The 15,380-nt window shown below is 64.6% G+C and carries 13 protein-coding genes and 1 pseudogene; 8 read left to right on the forward strand and 6 right to left on the reverse strand.

The window, feature by feature from the left end; translation table 11 throughout:
• Positions 1–65 precede the first annotated feature (65 nt).
• A complete protein-coding gene (locus AC0IPL_RS15795; protein WP_474275494.1) occupies positions 66–1,298 on the reverse strand; it encodes a benzoate/H(+) symporter BenE family transporter in 1,233 nt (410 codons plus the stop codon).
• A gap of 122 nt (positions 1,299–1,420) precedes the next feature.
• Here AC0IPL_RS15795 and AC0IPL_RS15800 point away from each other — a divergent pair, with 122 nt between their 5' ends.
• From AC0IPL_RS15800 to smpB, 3 genes are all read left to right on the forward strand, one after another.
• Positions 1,421–1,981, forward strand: a complete 561-nt coding sequence (locus tag AC0IPL_RS15800; protein WP_474275495.1) for a helix-turn-helix domain-containing protein — start codon at positions 1,421–1,423, stop codon at positions 1,979–1,981.
• Positions 1,982–2,065: 84 nt separating this feature from the next.
• Positions 2,066–2,920 carry a DMT family transporter gene (locus tag AC0IPL_RS15805; RefSeq protein ID WP_474275496.1) on the forward strand — a complete coding sequence of 285 codons (855 nt, stop codon included), beginning with the start codon at positions 2,066–2,068 and terminating at the stop codon, positions 2,918–2,920.
• 46 nt (positions 2,921–2,966) lie between these two features.
• Complete coding sequence (smpB, locus tag AC0IPL_RS15810) at positions 2,967–3,449, forward strand: SsrA-binding protein SmpB (protein WP_474275497.1); 483 nt, start codon at positions 2,967–2,969, stop codon at positions 3,447–3,449.
• 125 nt (positions 3,450–3,574) lie between these two features.
• Here the strand turns inward: smpB and AC0IPL_RS15815 are convergent, their stop codons facing one another.
• Positions 3,575–4,783, reverse strand: a complete 1,209-nt coding sequence (locus AC0IPL_RS15815; protein WP_474275498.1) for a leucine-rich repeat domain-containing protein — start codon at positions 4,781–4,783, stop codon at positions 3,575–3,577.
• Positions 4,784–4,960: 177 nt separating this feature from the next.
• Between AC0IPL_RS15815 and sseA the strand changes: the two genes are divergently transcribed.
• Entirely contained in the window at positions 4,961–5,815 is an 855-nt protein-coding gene (sseA, locus tag AC0IPL_RS15820; protein ID WP_474275499.1) for a 3-mercaptopyruvate sulfurtransferase, read from the forward strand.
• Entirely contained in the window at positions 5,815–6,999 is a 1,185-nt protein-coding gene (locus AC0IPL_RS15825) for an amino acid aminotransferase (protein WP_474275500.1), read from the forward strand. Before sseA ends, AC0IPL_RS15825 begins: the two co-directional genes overlap by 1 nt.
• Before the next feature lie 199 nt (positions 7,000–7,198).
• Here AC0IPL_RS15825 and AC0IPL_RS15830 read toward each other — a convergent pair whose 3' ends face one another.
• On the reverse strand, positions 7,199–8,533 hold the full coding sequence (locus tag AC0IPL_RS15830; RefSeq protein WP_474275502.1) for an ammonium transporter: 1,335 nt from the start codon (positions 8,531–8,533) through the stop codon (positions 7,199–7,201).
• 24 nt (positions 8,534–8,557) lie between these two features.
• Positions 8,558–8,896, reverse strand: coding sequence for a P-II family nitrogen regulator (locus AC0IPL_RS15835; RefSeq protein ID WP_474275504.1), 339 nt, complete (start codon positions 8,894–8,896; stop codon positions 8,558–8,560).
• Between the two features lie 303 nt (positions 8,897–9,199).
• On the opposite strand from AC0IPL_RS15835, the gene AC0IPL_RS15840 reads away from it, so the two are divergent.
• Positions 9,200–11,416, forward strand: a complete 2,217-nt coding sequence (locus AC0IPL_RS15840; protein WP_474275505.1) for a transglycosylase domain-containing protein — start codon at positions 9,200–9,202, stop codon at positions 11,414–11,416.
• 295 nt (positions 11,417–11,711) lie between these two features.
• On the opposite strand, the gene AC0IPL_RS15845 is transcribed toward AC0IPL_RS15840, so the two are convergent.
• Together AC0IPL_RS15845 and AC0IPL_RS15850 are read right to left on the reverse strand one after the other, a co-directional pair.
• The gene (locus tag AC0IPL_RS15845) at positions 11,712–12,308 is read right to left on the reverse strand and encodes an MlaC/ttg2D family ABC transporter substrate-binding protein (protein ID WP_474275516.1); all 597 of its coding nucleotides are present in this window, start codon (positions 12,306–12,308) and stop codon (positions 11,712–11,714) included.
• A 3-nt stretch (positions 12,309–12,311) separates the two neighbouring features.
• The gene (locus AC0IPL_RS15850; RefSeq protein WP_474275507.1) at positions 12,312–13,073 is read right to left on the reverse strand and encodes an MlaA family lipoprotein; all 762 of its coding nucleotides are present in this window, start codon (positions 13,071–13,073) and stop codon (positions 12,312–12,314) included.
• A gap of 160 nt (positions 13,074–13,233) precedes the next feature.
• Between AC0IPL_RS15850 and AC0IPL_RS15855 the strand changes: the two genes are divergently transcribed.
• Entirely contained in the window at positions 13,234–14,967 is a 1,734-nt protein-coding gene (locus AC0IPL_RS15855; RefSeq protein ID WP_474275508.1) for a type I secretion system permease/ATPase, read from the forward strand.
• A pseudogene (locus tag AC0IPL_RS15860) lies at positions 14,964–15,380 on the forward strand (HlyD family type I secretion periplasmic adaptor subunit); the annotation flags it as partial. The gene AC0IPL_RS15855 and the pseudogene AC0IPL_RS15860, both read left to right, overlap by 4 nt.

Below are 15,380 nucleotides of genomic sequence, written 5' to 3' on the forward strand. Positions count from 1 at the left end.
TGAATTTGGCCCTAGGGACACGATTTGCGCAATAAAGGCAACCGGTCGGGGGTGTTTGGCGTAATTTATGGCGCAGTTTGCGCCGGTTTTGGAGTGTTCGGTGTTTTTTCTTTGGTGCTGTCAGACCCGCGCTGGGTTGGAGCGGGGCTGTGCAGCCAGTGATTCACGGCAAGCCCCAGCAACAGCGCCCAGAACGGAGCTCCGATGCCGGCAAAGCTGATACCGGATACGGTGGTCATGAAGGTGACCAGCCCCGCCTCACGGCCCTGCGGGTCTGCCACTGCCGCCGACAGGCTGTTGCCGATGGTCGACAACAGCGCCAGCCCCGCCACGGCCGCGATCAGCGCCGCTGGCGCGATCAGGAACAGGCTGATGACGGTGGCTCCGCCCAGCCCCACCAGAATGTAGACGAGCCCTGTCATCACCCCGGCCAGATAGCGGGTCTTCGGGTTCTCATCCGCCTCCGGTCCGGCACAGATGGCGGCGGTGATGGCCGCGAGGTTGAAGGCAAAGCCGCCAAAAGGCGCCAGCAGCAGTGAGGCCAGACCAGTCACCGTGAGGCTGGCAGAGACGGGCGGTTCATATCCTGCGGCACGCAGGGCTACGATTCCGGGCATGTTCTGCGAGGACATGGTGACGATGTACAGTGGCAAGCCGATGCCGATCAACACCGGCAGCGAAAAGGCGGGCATGACAAATTCCGGCCGCGCCAGTGTGAGATCCAGCGCCTCCGAACTGCCGAAGCTGCCGCTGGCGGCGCAGTACAGCACCCCGGCTGCCAACACGGCGGGGATGCAGTAGCGGGCGAACAGGCGGCGACCGATCAGGAACGTCAGACCCATGACTGCCACCAGCGCGGTGTCCGTTTGCAGCGCGGTGAAGGCTGACAGGCCGAACTGGAACAGGATGCCCGCCAGCATCGCGCTGGCCAGGCTGTCGGGAATCAGTCGCGAAAGCGCGGCAAACCAGCCCGTCACCCCCGTCAGAACCAGCAGCGCTGCACAGAACACGAAGGCGCCCACCGCCTGCTCCATCGGCACCCCTTGCAGGCTGACCGCCAGCAGCGCCGCGCCCGGCGTCGACCAGGCGGTCAGGATCGGCATCCGGTACAGCAGCGACAGGGTCAGACCGGTCAGCCCCATGCCCAGCCCTAGCGCCAGCATCCAGCTGTTGGCCTGGGCCTGGCTGGCGCCCACGGCCTCAATCGCCTGAAAGATGATGGCAACGGACCCGGTATAGCCCACCAGCACCGCCACCGTGCCGGAAACGAGATGCGAAAGCTTCAGATCCTTGAGCATGCGGGTTTTCCTTGGCTGCCAGCTCGCGTAGGGTGGCTTGTGCGTTATAGCGCACATTGGCACGCGTGCGCTATAACGCACAAGCGTTATTTGACGGCGAAGGCACTGGGCGGGCAACGACGATGAGCGATGACAACATCCCCCTGAATCTGCGGGACATTCGCACCGCGGCGGGGCTGAGCCTGTCGAAGGCGGCCGAGGCCACCGGTGTCAGCAAGGCGATGCTGGGGCAGATCGAACGCGGCGAATCAAGCCCGACCATCGCCACCCTGTGGAAGATCGCCAAGGGTTTCCACCTGCCGCTGACCGCGCTGATCGGTCAGGCGACGCGGCCTGCCGGGGCGGCGGACGGGGTGTATGAGACGGTGCAGTTCCCGGGCAGCATCGCGGTCAAGATGGTGTTCCCCTTTGATCCCCTGCTGGGCGCAGAGACCTTTCAGGTGTCGCTGCGCCCCGGTCAGTGCCACCAGTCGCAGCCCCATGACGCGGGCGTCACCGAAGAGGTCTATGTGTTGCAGGGCCGCATGGAGGTGCTGCGCGATGACAGCTGGACGGCGCTGGAAGCGGGGCAGGGGCTGCGCTTTGCCGCCGACCAGCCGCACGGCTACCGCAGCGGCGACAGCGGCGCGGTGTTTCTCAACATGCATCACTACCGTCAGGCGGTTCTGCCGCAGCCCGGGTAACATCCTTCACTTGTGCATGAACGGCCTGCGGCCTACCAAGTGACCGTGACACCGAATTGAAGCGCTCGCCGGGAAAGGTTTTGCATGGATACGCTACGCGGTAGCCTGTTGATGGTGCTGGCCATGGCCGCCTTTGCGCTGGAGGACATGTTTATCAAATCGGCTGCCCGTGGCCTGCCCGTGGGGCAGATCCTGATCCTGTTCGGACTGGGGGGTATGGTGATCTTTGCTGCGATGGCGCGTGCTCAAGGTCATGCCCCGTGGCATCCGGGCTTTGGCACGCGCCCGATGCTGTGGCGCTCGGGTGCGGAGGTGGTTGGCCGGCTCTGTTTTACGCTGGCGATTGCGCTGACACCGCTGTCGTCCGCGTCGGCCATCTTGCAAGCCACACCGCTGGTGGTGGCGGCGGGGGCGGTGGTGTTCTTCGGCGAGACGGTGGGCTGGCGGCGCTGGCTGGCGATCGGGTTGGGGTTCCTGGGCGTGCTGCTGATCCTGCGTCCGGGCCTGAGCGGATTTGAACCCGTCTCCCTGTTTGCTGTGGCAGGCACGTTGGGCTTTGCGGGCCGCGATCTGGCCACCCGCGCGGCACCTGCGGACATGCGCAACAGCCAATTGGGGTTTCTGGGCTTTGCCATGCTGGTGGTGGCGGGCACCTTGGCGCTGGGTTGGACCGGCGGGGCCACCTGGCCCGCACCGCGACAGTGGTTGGACCTTGCCGGTGCCACGGTGATCGGGGTGGTCGCCTATAACGCCCTGTCGGGCGCGATGCGCGCGGGCGAAATCGCGGTGATTGCGCCGTTCCGATACACGCGGCTGATTTTTGCCATGGTGCTGGGCGTGTTGGTTTTCGGCGAGCAACCGGATGTGCTGACGCTGATGGGCAGCGCGGTGATCGTGTGCAGTGGTGTGTTTACGTTGCTGCGCAGCGCCAAGGCGTGATGCGCCACCTTGCGCCCGCCGCCCAGCCGCCTTACATCTGCCTCCCATGGCCAAGAAAAAGCAGACATCAGACCCGAACTACAAGGTGATCGCCGAAAGCCGCCGCGCGCGCTTCGATTATGCGATCGAGGACGATATCGAATGCGGCATCGTGCTGGAGGGGTCCGAGGTCAAGGCGCTGCGCGGCAACGGGACCAATATCGCCGACAGCTATGCCGCCGTGGAAGATGGCGAACTGTGGTTGGTGAATGCCTATATCCCGCCCTACGCGCAGGCCAAGGTGTTCAAGCATGAGGAACGCCGCCGCCGCAAATTGCTGGTGTCGCGCAAGGAACTGGCAGACCTGTGGAATCTTACCCAGCGCAAGGGCATGACGCTTGTGCCGCTGGTGATTTATTTCAACCACAAGGGTCGTGCCAAGATCAAGCTGGGCATCGCCAAGGGCAAAAAACTGCACGACAAGCGCGAAACCCAGGCCAAGCGCGACTGGGGCCGCCAGAAGCAGCGCCTGCTGAAAGATGCGCGCTGAGGCTGCATCTGCGACAGGGAGGGCGCTGCCCTCTTGGCCTGCGGCCAATTCAATTCACCCAGAGTGCTTTTGACCAGAAAGAGACACGGCCGGGCTGCGCGCGGTGCCTTTTGGGTCCGTAATGGTCAGGGTGCCGCGGCGAAAAAGCTGCGTATTTGTTCCCGCCCCAGCAGACGCCTGTGATTGGCCTGATCCGCCCCGGTAAGGACGATGCGCAGGCTCTCGAGGTCCGCCACAGGCCTCAGCGTCTGGGGCGATAATCCGACGGCGCGCAGAATCGCCAGGTGTTTCAATCCTGCCAAGGGTGACAGGTCGGCAACATCGGTGCCGGAGATGTTGAAATCCCGCAAATACGGCAGGTTCTGCACACCCGCGAGACTGCCAAGGGCACTGTCGGTCACCGAAAGCTCTTGTATGCCGATGCCTGCCAGTGGAGCGAGGCTGGTCACCGGGGTTCCGTTCAGTTTCAGTTTGCGCAACGCGCGCAGCTGGGACAGCGGCGACAACTCCCGCACCTGCGTGTCCTCCAGCGCCAGTTCGCGCAAGGCACTAGCCCCGGACAGCGGGCCGAGATCCGCCACCGGGGTGCCGGAAAGGATCACGGTTTGCAAACCCGCCTTCCCCTCCAGGCCATCCAACGTCTGCAGTCGGGTGCCGTCGGCCCGTAACATCTCCAGACGGGAGGAGGCCGCCAGCGGTGTCAGATTGCGCACCGGGCAGTTAGAGATCCAGGCCACCCGCAGATTGGACGCCGCCAGGGGGGACAGGTCGGTGATGCCGGTGTCGAATGCCAGAAAAATCTCCAGCGTGTCGAGGCCTGAGAGGGGCGACAGATCGGTGACACCGGTGCCAGCGATGTTCAGACTTTGCAGGCGGCGCAGACCACGGGCAAAGTCCAGATCGGTGACCGTGTCGACGCCCCAAATCGACAGATGCTCGAGGTCGGACAGGGTGGCCAGCGGCGTGAAATCCGGCGCGGAAACGGAGTCGAGGCTGAGGCGCTTCAGCGTCGTCAGCTGAGCCAGCGGCGCGAGGTCGGCGGTGTGAATGCCAACCAGTGCCAGCTTTTCCAGATTGGGCAGGTCCAACAGGGGGGTCAGGTCCAGCGGTTGGTCGTAGCGCAGTTCCGCCATCAGTGTCAGATCTTGCACGTCGTGGAGCTGTTGCAGGCTGTCGAGCGTCGGGGTCTGCGGGCCGATCCGCAGCTGGTACTTGTGGTCGCTGGCCGGGATGCAGGTTTCTCCGATCCGCGCGCAGTCCTCATGGGCCGCGAGCTGGCCGCTCAGGGAAAAGGCTGCCGCGAGGCTCGCAATAAAAATGCGCAAACTTACCATCAAAGACGCCTATGCCCTGGCCGTTATAAAAGTGGCCGGTGAATGAGTGCACATGTTATCGCGTGCTTGCTTCATGCTCGCAACATTTTTGTAACAGAGCGTAAAAGCCGCGGATGGCTTGCACCGCTCAGCTGGCAGCTGTACGCATGGCGCCAACGCTGACAGGGAGACGCTTCGATGCTGGATGATCCGAAAACGCTTGTGTCCACAGGCTGGCTGGCTGCTCATCTGAAGGACCCGGATTTGCGGATCCTGGACGCCTCGTGGTATCTGCCGCAGGACGGCCGCGACCCGCGGGCGGAATACGAGGCCGCCCACATCCCCGGCGCACGTTTTTTCGATATAGAAGACATTTCCGACCATCGGTCCGACCTGCCACACATGATGCCGCCGGTGGAGAAGTTCATGTCGCGACTGCGCGCCATGGGCGTGGGCGATGGCCATCAGGTGGTGATCTATGACGGCAAGGGGCTGTTTTCTGCCGCCCGTGTCTGGTGGATGTTCCGGCTGATGGGGCAGAGCAATGTCGCGGTGCTCGACGGCGGCTTGCCGAAATGGCAGGCCGAGGGCCACCCGGTCGAAGACCTGCCACCGGTGATCCGCGACCGTCATATGACGGTGCGGGTGCAGAACCAGCTGCTGCGTGATGTCACCCAGGTGTCGGCCGCGGCCAAGCTGGGCGATCATGAAATCATTGACGCGCGGTCCGCGGAGCGCTTCCGCGGCGACAAGCCAGAGCCGCGGGAAGGCTTGCGCGCGGGCCATATCCCCGGCTCCAAGAATGTTCCCTTTGCGACCCTGTTGAGAGCGGATGGCACCCTGAAGGACGCCGACGGCATCCGCGCTGCCTTTGCCGCGGCCGGGGTCGATCTGGACAAACCCGCCATCACCACCTGCGGTTCGGGCGTCACCGCCGCCGTCCTCAGCCTGGCCATGGAGCGGATCGGCAAGACCGATCACGCGCTTTATGACGGCTCCTGGGCGGAGTGGGGTGCCTTCCCGACCCTTCCCGTTGCAACCGGAGAGACCTGATGTTCGAAACCCTGAAATCCCAGCCAGCCGACAAGATCCTGGCACTGATGCAGATGTACCGTGACGATCCGCGCGCGGACAAGGTCGACCTTGGCGTTGGCGTGTACAAGAACGCCGAGGGCGTCACCCCGGTGATGCGCGCGATCAAGGCGGCGGAGCACAAGCTGTGGGAAGAGCAGACCACCAAGGCCTATACCGGCCTGGCTGGCGATCCGGCCTATGCGGATGCGATGATCGGGTTGATCCTGGGCGATGCGGTCGCGCGGGAGACCATCGCCGCGGCCGCCACCCCCGGCGGCACCGGCGCGGTGCGCCAGGCGTTTGAGATGATCCGCATGGCCAACCCCAAGGCGCGGGTCTTTGTGTCGGACCCGACCTGGCCGAACCACATCTCGATCCTGAAATATGTCGGTATCGAGACGGTCACCTATCGCTATTTCGACCGCGAAACGCGCGGCGTGGATTTCGATGGCATGATCGAGGATCTGAAGGGCGCGCAAAAGGGCGACGTGGTGCTGCTGCATGGCTGCTGCCACAACCCGACTGGCGCCAACCTGAACGAGACCCAGTGGAAAGAGGTCATCGCGCTTCTGAACGATCGCGGTCTGATCCCGATGATTGACATCGCCTACCAGGGCTTTGGCGATGGTCTGGACGAGGACGCCAAGGGCGTGCGCCTGGTTGCCGCCGGCTGCCCCGAGGTGCTGATCGCGGCCAGCTGCTCGAAGAATTTCGGCATCTACCGTGAGCGCACCGGCCTGCTGATGGCGGTGAGCCAGGACAAGGGCGCGCAGGCGCTGAACCAGGGCACGTTGGCCTTCCTGAACCGGCAGAACTATTCCTTCCCGCCGGACCACGGCGCGCGCTTGGTGACCATGATCCTGAACGACGAGGCGCTGCGCGCCGATTGGGCCGCTGAGCTGGAGGAAACCCGGCTGGGCATGCTGGCCCTGCGCCAGCAACTGGCCGATGAACTGCAGCGCCTGACCGGTTCGGATCGCTTCGGCTTCATCGCCCAGCACCGTGGCATGTTCTCGCTCTTGGGCACCACGCCGGAGCTGGTGGAGAAGATGCGCGTCGACAGTGGCATCTACATGGTGGGCGACAGCCGCCTGAACATCGCGGGCCTTAACGCGCAGACCGTGCCGGTGCTGGCCAAGGCGATCGTCGACGTCGGCGTCTGAGCCGCGGCCTTCAGATCTGTAAACATGAAAACGCGCCCCTCTGCCGGGCGCGTTTTTTTGTATCCCGCACAGAATTTTTACCGAAAAATCTCGCCAAAAGTTCTCCAAAACCTTTGGCGCTGCGCCGCAACTGCCAGGACGAAAAAACGCGGCGCCTGAAACAGGCGCCGCGCGGAGCGTTTTGCGAGGACCGTCAGTCTCAGCTCGGCGAGAACTCGGGGTAGGCTTCCATGCCCAGCTCCGCCATGTCCAGGCCGTTGACCTCGTCTTCCTCGTCGACCCGGATACCCGTGGTGGCCCGCAGGATCAGCCAGACAACCGCGGAGGCGATGACGGTGAACACGCCGATGACCACGATGCCGGTCAGCTGGACCATGAGCGAGGCATCGGGGTTGGACAGCACAACCGCGATGGTGCCCCAGATGCCGCAGATCAGGTGGACCGGGATGGCGCCGACCACGTCGTCGATCTTCAGCTTGTCGAGGAAGGGCACCGCGAAGACCACGATGATACCGCCGATGGCGCCGATCAGGGTGGCCACGCCCAGGGTCGGGGTCAGCGGCTCGGCAGTGATCGACACGAGGCCGGCCAGCGCACCGTTCAGGATCATCGTCAGATCGGGTTTTTTGAACAGCAGCTGGGTCAGCACCAGCGCCGCCACGGCACCGCCTGCGGCGGCCGCATTGGTGTTGGCAAAGATCCGGGAGATGTCGGCCACGTCACCGACGGTGCCCATCGCCAGCTGCGAGCCGCCGTTGAAGCCGAACCAGCCCATCCACAGGATGAAGGTGCCAAGTGTCGCCAGCGCCAGGTTGGAGCCGGGCATCGGGATGGTCTTGCCGTCCTTGTACTTGCCGATGCGCGGGCCGAGGATCAGCGCGCCGGTCAGGGCTGCCCAGCCACCGACGGAGTGCACGACGGAGGAGCCTGCGAAGTCCAGGAAACCCATCTGGTCCAAGAAGCCGCCGCCCCATTTCCAGCTGGCCTGCAGCGGGTAGATGATGGCGGTCAGGATCACGGTGAAGATCAGGAAAGGCCAGAGTTTGATGCGCTCGGCCAGGGTGCCCGACACGATCGAGGCGGTGGCCGCACAGAACATCAGCTGAAAGAAGAAGTCCGAGCCGGTGGAGGCGTAGGAATAGTCATCCGCTGCATCCGCGGTGATGCCCACCGCTTCCAGCACGCCGGGGCCGAAGACGCCGGACAGAACCCCGTCCATCGCCCAGTTGCCCAGCGGATACATCAGGTTATAGCCGATCAGGTAATAGAAAACCGCCGCCAGCGAAAACAGTGCCATGTTCTTGGTCAGCTGCATGGTCACGTTCTTGGAGCGCACCAGCCCCGCTTCCAGCATGGCAAAACCGGCCGCCATCCAGAACACCAGGCAGCCGCCGATCAGGAACAGCAGCGAATTCAGGATGAACACAGTGTCGGTGGCCGGGTTCACCCCTGGTGCCGGGCCGTCCTGGGCCAGCGCAAGGCCCGGCAGGGCGGCCAGCGCCAGCGCCGCAAAGGGGAGTTTCAGGTTCTTCATAAGTCTTTCCTCCATGGCGGGCGCTTACAGCGCCTCGAGGTTGGTTTCGCCGGTGCGCACCCGCACAGCCTGTTCCACATCCAGAACAAATATCTTGCCGTCACCGATCTTGCCGGTGCGGGCGGTTTCCGCGATGGCGCTGACGGCGGGCTCGGCCAGCTCATCCGGCACCACCAGTTCCAGCTTCACCTTGGGTACGAAATTCACTTCGTATTCCGCCCCGCGATAGATTTCGGTATGGCCCGCTTGCGCGCCGAAACCCTTGATTTCATTCACCATCAACCCGCTGACGCCCAGTCCGGTCAGCGCCTCGCGGACCTCGTCCAGCTTGAAGGGCTTGATGGCGGCTACGATCATCTTCATCTCAGTACCCCTTGGTCTGCCCAGTTATCGTCCCGTGTTTGCCCCCAGGTGCTGTCCGTCTGGGGGCAGCTGTCAGGCGCGTTTGCATCTGCAGAAAAGACGCTGGGCCGAGTCGTGCCTATAAATTGGGAGCAGGTTTCCGCGTGAACCGCGCCGGGCGCACAAAAATTTCGCGCCTTTTGGGGCGGTCGCCTAAAAACCGGACATCTGGAAAAGGGGTGCGGCGCGGCCCCTGCCCCCTCTACATTCCCGGTCGGGCGAGGTATGGTCGGCGCAAACGGGAAAACCGGGCAGGACATCGACATGGCACAAGGATCCGGGCGCAAGCCTTTGGTGGCAGACAAGCGAAATCTTGCGGGCGGCAAGCGCAAGACGGCCGCAAGCAAGACTCCTGTGCGCAAGAAGGCGGCTGCCAAGCGCGGGGGGGCGTTCAGCCTGCTGCGCCTGTTCGGCCGCAAAAAGCGCGCGCCGAGGCCGGTCAGGAAAAAGCGCGGGGTCATCGGCCTGTTGTTGGCGCCGTTCGTCTGGGCGTTCCGCTTGGTCTGGGGCTTCACCTGGCGCATCGGCATGGTGGCCTGTTTGCTGGTGGGGCTGGCGGTGGCGTTCCAATACGCCAAATTGCCCGCGGTCTCGGCCTATCTGGATGGCCGCGCCCGCGGGTCCGTGACGCTGCTGGACCGCAACGGCGAGGTCTTTGCCTGGCGTGGCGATCAGTTCGGCGGCGTGGTGCGCGCCGACACGGTCTCGCCACATCTGAAAAACGCCATCGTCGCCACTGAGGACAAGCGCTTCTATCGCCATTTCGGCATTTCGCCGCGCGGGGTCGCCAGTGCCATCCGCATCAACCTGCGCGAAGGCCGCGGGCCGCTGTCGGGGCATGGCGGCTCCACCATCACGCAACAGACGGCCAAGCTGCTGTGTCTGGGGCGGATGTATGACCCAACAGAATGGAAGAGCGAACGCGCCTATGAGGCGGACTGCCGCAAGAGCTCGCTCTGGCGCAAGGGCACAGAGGCGATCTTTGCACTGGCGATGGAGGCGAAATACACCAAGGACGAGATCCTCTCGATCTACATGAACCGCGCCTACATGGGCGGTGGGGCCTACGGCGCCGAGGCCGCGGCGCAACGCTATTTCGGCAAATCCGCCAACCAGCTGAACCCGGCCGAGGGCGCGATGCTGGCGGGGCTTCTGACCGCGCCCTCGACGCTGGCCCCGACCAACGACCTGCGGCGCTCGCAGGACCGGGCGGCAACAGTGCTGCGGCTGATGCGGGAGCAGGGCTACCTGACCACCGCGGAAATGACCCAGTTCCAGAACAACCCGGCCGGGCTGAGCGAAGCCGCGGCCGCGCGGGCGGGCGGGTATTTTGCCGATTGGGTGATGGACAGCATTCCCGATTTCCTGGGCGACCAGACCACCGAGGACGTGGTGATCCGCTCGACCCTGGACCAACGCTTGCAGCGCGCCGCAGAGGAAGCGCTGAAATACGTCTTTGAGAACAAGGTCCGCGAAGGCTCCAAGGCGCAGGCCGCCATCGTGGTGATGAGCGCCGACGGCGCGGTGCGCGCGATGGTGGGCGGTCGCAAGACCCGCGTCAGCGGCGTGTTCAACCGTGCGACCCAGGCCAACCGGCAGACCGGCTCAGCCTTCAAACCCTTTGTCTATGCCACGGCGTTGGAACTGGGCTATTCGCCGTATGACCGGGTGCTGGACGCGAGATACTGCATGAAGATTCCCGGCTCTGGCCAGTGGTGCCCGGAAAACTATACCCGCAAGTTCTATGGCGAAGTGACCCTGGCGCGGGCTTTGCGGGACTCGCTCAACGTGCCGGCGGTCAAGCTCTCCGAGGCGGTGGGCCGTGACAAGGTCAGCCGGGTGGCCCGCGATTTTGGCATCGACAGCGATCTGGCGGCGGGACCGGCGCTGGCGCTCGGGGCCTCGGAAAGCACGCTGCTGGAGATGACTGGCGCCTATGCGGGTATCCTGAACGGCGGCTCTTCGGTGACGCCTTATGGCGTGAACGAGCTGAAACTGGTGGCCGACAGCGAGGCGCTGATGGGGGCCAGCGGCGGCATCGGCGAACGGGTGGTGCGCAAGGAGGCGGCGCAGCAGCTGGTCTGGATGATGGAAAAGGTGATCGCAGAGGGCACCGGCCGCCGCGCGCAGATCCCGGGCTGGCAGGCCGCGGGCAAGTCCGGCACCACGTCGGCGGCCAAGGACGCCTGGTTCATCGGCTTTACCGCCGATTACGTGGCGGGCGTCTGGATGGGCTATGATGACAACACGCCGCTGACCGGGGTGACGGGCGGCGGCCTGCCGGCCGAGATTTGGCGCGAGACCATGGTGCGGGTGCATGAGGGGCTGACACCAAAGCCGCTGCCGATGCTGGAGCCCGCGCCGATCGCACCGCCGCCGCAGCCTACCCGCCGCGAGCGTCGCCAGCGGCAGGGGCCGAACCTTGGCCAGGAACTGGGCCGCGCCGTCGACAACATCCTGCGCGACATACTCGGCAACTGATTGTCCGCGCCCGCCTCGTCAGGGGCGGGCAGGGGGCAGGCAGCGGCTCCCGCCCGGCTTGGCGCCCCTGCGGGACGCTGTCGCCCGTTGGGCCCGGCGCCGCACCTGCGGTGCGGCGTGCGCCTGAAACGCAGGCAGAGCGCAGTCCCGTGCAAGCTGCTGTGCTGCGGAGCCGTGCGGAATTGCCGCCATCGTGGCCAGCAGGTGAAAAGGGCTGACAACGAAAAAGGCTCCGCACCGGGAGCCTTCCTCTTAGCCTGTGTCGTGCCGTCAGGCGCGGGGCCGTGGTGACGGCTCATCCCTGGCGCTTCAGCTCAGCGATCAGCGCGTCGATGTCGCCGCCCTTGCTGTCCAGAATCGCGCCGATTTCGGTGCGTTCGGTCAGCAAGAGGTTTACGCCCTCGATGAACATGTTGAAGAACAGATCCTTGCCGGAACGGTCCGAGACCAGAAAGGTGACTTCAAACGGCGACTGACCCTTGAGGTAGGCGATCGTGCTGACCTCATACCACTTCTTCACCTTCTTGACGCCCTTGACCTCCAGCTTGCCGCCGATGAATTCGCGGAATCGTTTGCCGTATTTGCGCGCGATGTAGCTTTGGAACGCGTTGGAGAACGCCCGTTTCTGGGCCGTGCTGGCGCGGCGGCCATCCACACCCAGCGCGTAGGCGGCAATGTAGGAGGTGTCGCTGTAGCGCGCGAAGATCCGTTCGAACTCGCGGAACATGGCGCTTTCGCCCTTGCCGGACTCGATCACCCGGTTGATGTCACCGACCAGGCTGTTGATCAGCGTGCTGGCCCGGTTTTCGGTCAGCGCCCACAGCGCCTGCGGGGCGGCCAGAACCGCGACGGCCCCGGCGGGCAGGGAGGACAGGAAAGTACGGCGGTGCATCATTCAGAATCCTTCAGTATCCAGGTCGAACGGGTCGATTTCCTTGATCTCAGCCCCGTCGCCCAGCTCAAAGCGGCGGTTTTGCAGGTAGATCAGGCGCGACTGGGCATAGCTGTCGGCGCTCTCGTAGAGAATCGAGTCGATGGTGTCGGAATAATTGCCACGATCCCCCATCCGCCGCACGATCTCAGCGTAGATGCTGACATTTTTGGCGGTATTCTGCTCGACATAGCCGAGGGGGTTCAGCACGAAGTCCACCGCGATACCGGCGGCATCACGGCTGGTCGAGGGGCCAAGCAGCGGCAGTTCCACATAGGCGCCTTCGCCGACACCCCAGGCATGCAACGTTTCGCCAAAATCGGTATCCACGGCGGAAATGTTGAAATCCGAGGCCGGATCCCCCAGCCCGCCGATGCCGAAGATCGAATTGATGACGAAGCGCGACAGGGCCACGCCCGTCGTTTTCAGATCGCCCTGCAACAGTGCGTTGACCGCCTGGCCCGGCATGGACAGGTTTTCGGCGAACAGGCCAAAGCTGGTCACCATATCCGGCGGCACCACGGCCACATAGCCTTTGGAGGCGGGACGGAACACCAGCCGGTCGACACCGCGATTGAAACCGTGGACAGCGCGATTGGTGCCCTCGTAGGGGTCAAAAACCTCCCCCGCGCTGCGGGCCACCGGATCCTGGGTGGCGCAGCCGGCGGCAAACGCCGCCAAAATCAGCGCCGCTGGGAATTTAAGTAGTCGCAACGTGAAGGGCATTCGGATAAGTGTCCAATTGGTGCGGAACCGGCGCAACAGAGGCTAAATAAGAGCTTTTCGGCCGTTTTCCAGTCTGATTACATTTTTTTACCTGCCTTCCGCCAGAACTGGTACAAATAGCCCTGACCTGAGGCCAAGGAACCACTATTGCAGTCTGACCATGATTAAAAGCATTTATAAGAACGGCTATGACGAGCTGCGAAGCGTGCGGCGGCAGAGCCGCGGGCTCTATTGGTCTGTCGGGATGTTCAGCTTCTTCGTGAACTTGCTGATGCTGACCGGCCCCTTGTACATGATGCAGGTCTATGACCGGGTGCTGGGCAGCCGCTCGGAGGCGACGCTGCTGGCGCTGTCGCTGCTGGTGGTGTTTCTCTACGGCATGATGGGTCTGCTGGACTACGCCCGTGGCCGGATCATGGCGCGGGTCGGGGCGCGGTTTCAGGCGGCGCTGGACCGGCGGGTGTTCGATGCGATGATCCGCCGCTCTGCGGTGGCGCAGGACCAGACCGCGCAGACTGGCCTCAGCGATCTGGAATCGGTGCAACGGCTGATATCCTCGCCGGTGCTGGCCGCGGCGTTCGACCTGCCCTGGACGCCGGTCTTCCTGGCGGGCATTGCGCTGTTCCATCCCTGGCTGGGAGTGCTGGCGGTGGCGGGCGGCGCGGTGCTGGTGCTGATTGCGGTGATGAACCAGATGTTCACGCGTTTGCCGATGCAGAAGGCCAACATGACCGGCCACAAGGCCAACCTCATGTCCGAAGAAATTCGCACCGAGGCGGAGATGATCCAGTCGATGGGCATGCGTGGCGCCTCCTTTGCGCGCTGGAAGCAGGCCCGCGATGCGGCGCTGGCGGACAGCGTGACCGCCAATGACACCGGCGGCGGTTTCACCACGCTGACCAAGACGCTGCGGCTGTTCCTGCAGTCGGCGATGCTGGGGCTGGGGGCCTATCTGGTGCTGCAGGGCGAGGTGACGCCCGGTGCGATGATCGCAGGCTCCATCCTGATGGGCCGTGCCCTGGCGCCGATCGAGCTGGGCCTGGGCCAGTGGGGGATGGTGCAGCGGGCGCTGAAGGGCTGGCACAGCCTGGCCGAGCTCTTGGACAAGGTGCCGGAAGAGGCCGCGCGCACGGCGCTGCCCAAGCCCAAGGCGCTTCTGGAGGTTCAGGGCATGGCGGTGGTGCCGCCGGGGGGCAAGACACCCCTCTTGCGCAACGTGAATTTCCGGGTCCAGCCGGGCCAGGCGATCGGCGTGATCGGGCCCTCGGGCGCGGGCAAGTCGACCCTGGCGCGGGCGCTGACGGGCGTCTGGCGGCCGGCGGCGGGCTCGGTGCGGCTCGACGGGGCGGCGCTGGACCAATATGCGCCGGATGTGCTGGGCGGCCACATCGGCTATCTGCCGCAGCGCATTCAGGTGTTCGACGGTACCATCGCCCAGAACATCGCCCGCCTGCAACAGGACCCCGATCCCGAAAAGGTGGTCGCCGCCGCGCGCAAGGCCGCCGCGCATGAGATGATCCTGAAACTGCCCGAGGGCTATGACACCCGCGTCACCGCTTCCGGGGGGCGGCTGTCGGGCGGGCAGATGCAGCGGGTGGGCCTGGCGCGGGCGCTCTACGACGATCCGGTGATCGTGATCCTGGACGAACCCAACTCGAACCTCGACAACGAAGGCTCGATCGCGCTGAACCAAGCGATCAAGCAGATCAAGGCCGAGGGGCGCTCGGTACTGATCATGGCGCACCGTCCGGCGGCAATTCAGGAATGCGACATGCTGCTGGTGGTCGATCAGGGCACCCAGACGGCCTTTGGCCCCAAAGACAAGGTGTTGCAGGAAATGGTCGCCAACCATCAGAACATCCGCCAGTCCACCGGCACCGGAGGTGTGCGATGACCCCCGCAAACCAATGGTCCGCGCGGCGGCCGCTGATCTTGGGGCTGCTGACCCTGCTGGTGCTGGTCGGCGGCTTTGGCACCTGGTCCGTGATGTCGTCGATTTCCGGCGCGGTGGTGGCCTCGGGGCGCATCGAGGTCGACCGCAACCGTCAGGTGGTGCAGCATCTGGACGGCGGCATCGTGGCCGAGATTCTGGTCGACGAGGGCGACACCGTGGCCGAGGGCGACACGCTGATCCGGCTCGACGCGACCGGGCTCGCCTCGCAGCTGGTCATCGTCGAAGGCCAGTTGTTCGAATTGATGGCACGCCGCGGGCGGCTGGAGGCAGAGCGCGACGAGGCGGCGCAGATCACCTTTGAGCCGGAGCTGCTGGCAGCGGCGGAGACCCAGCCGGACGTCATGGATCTGGTC

This window comes from Leisingera sp. SA32, assembly GCF_056033425.1.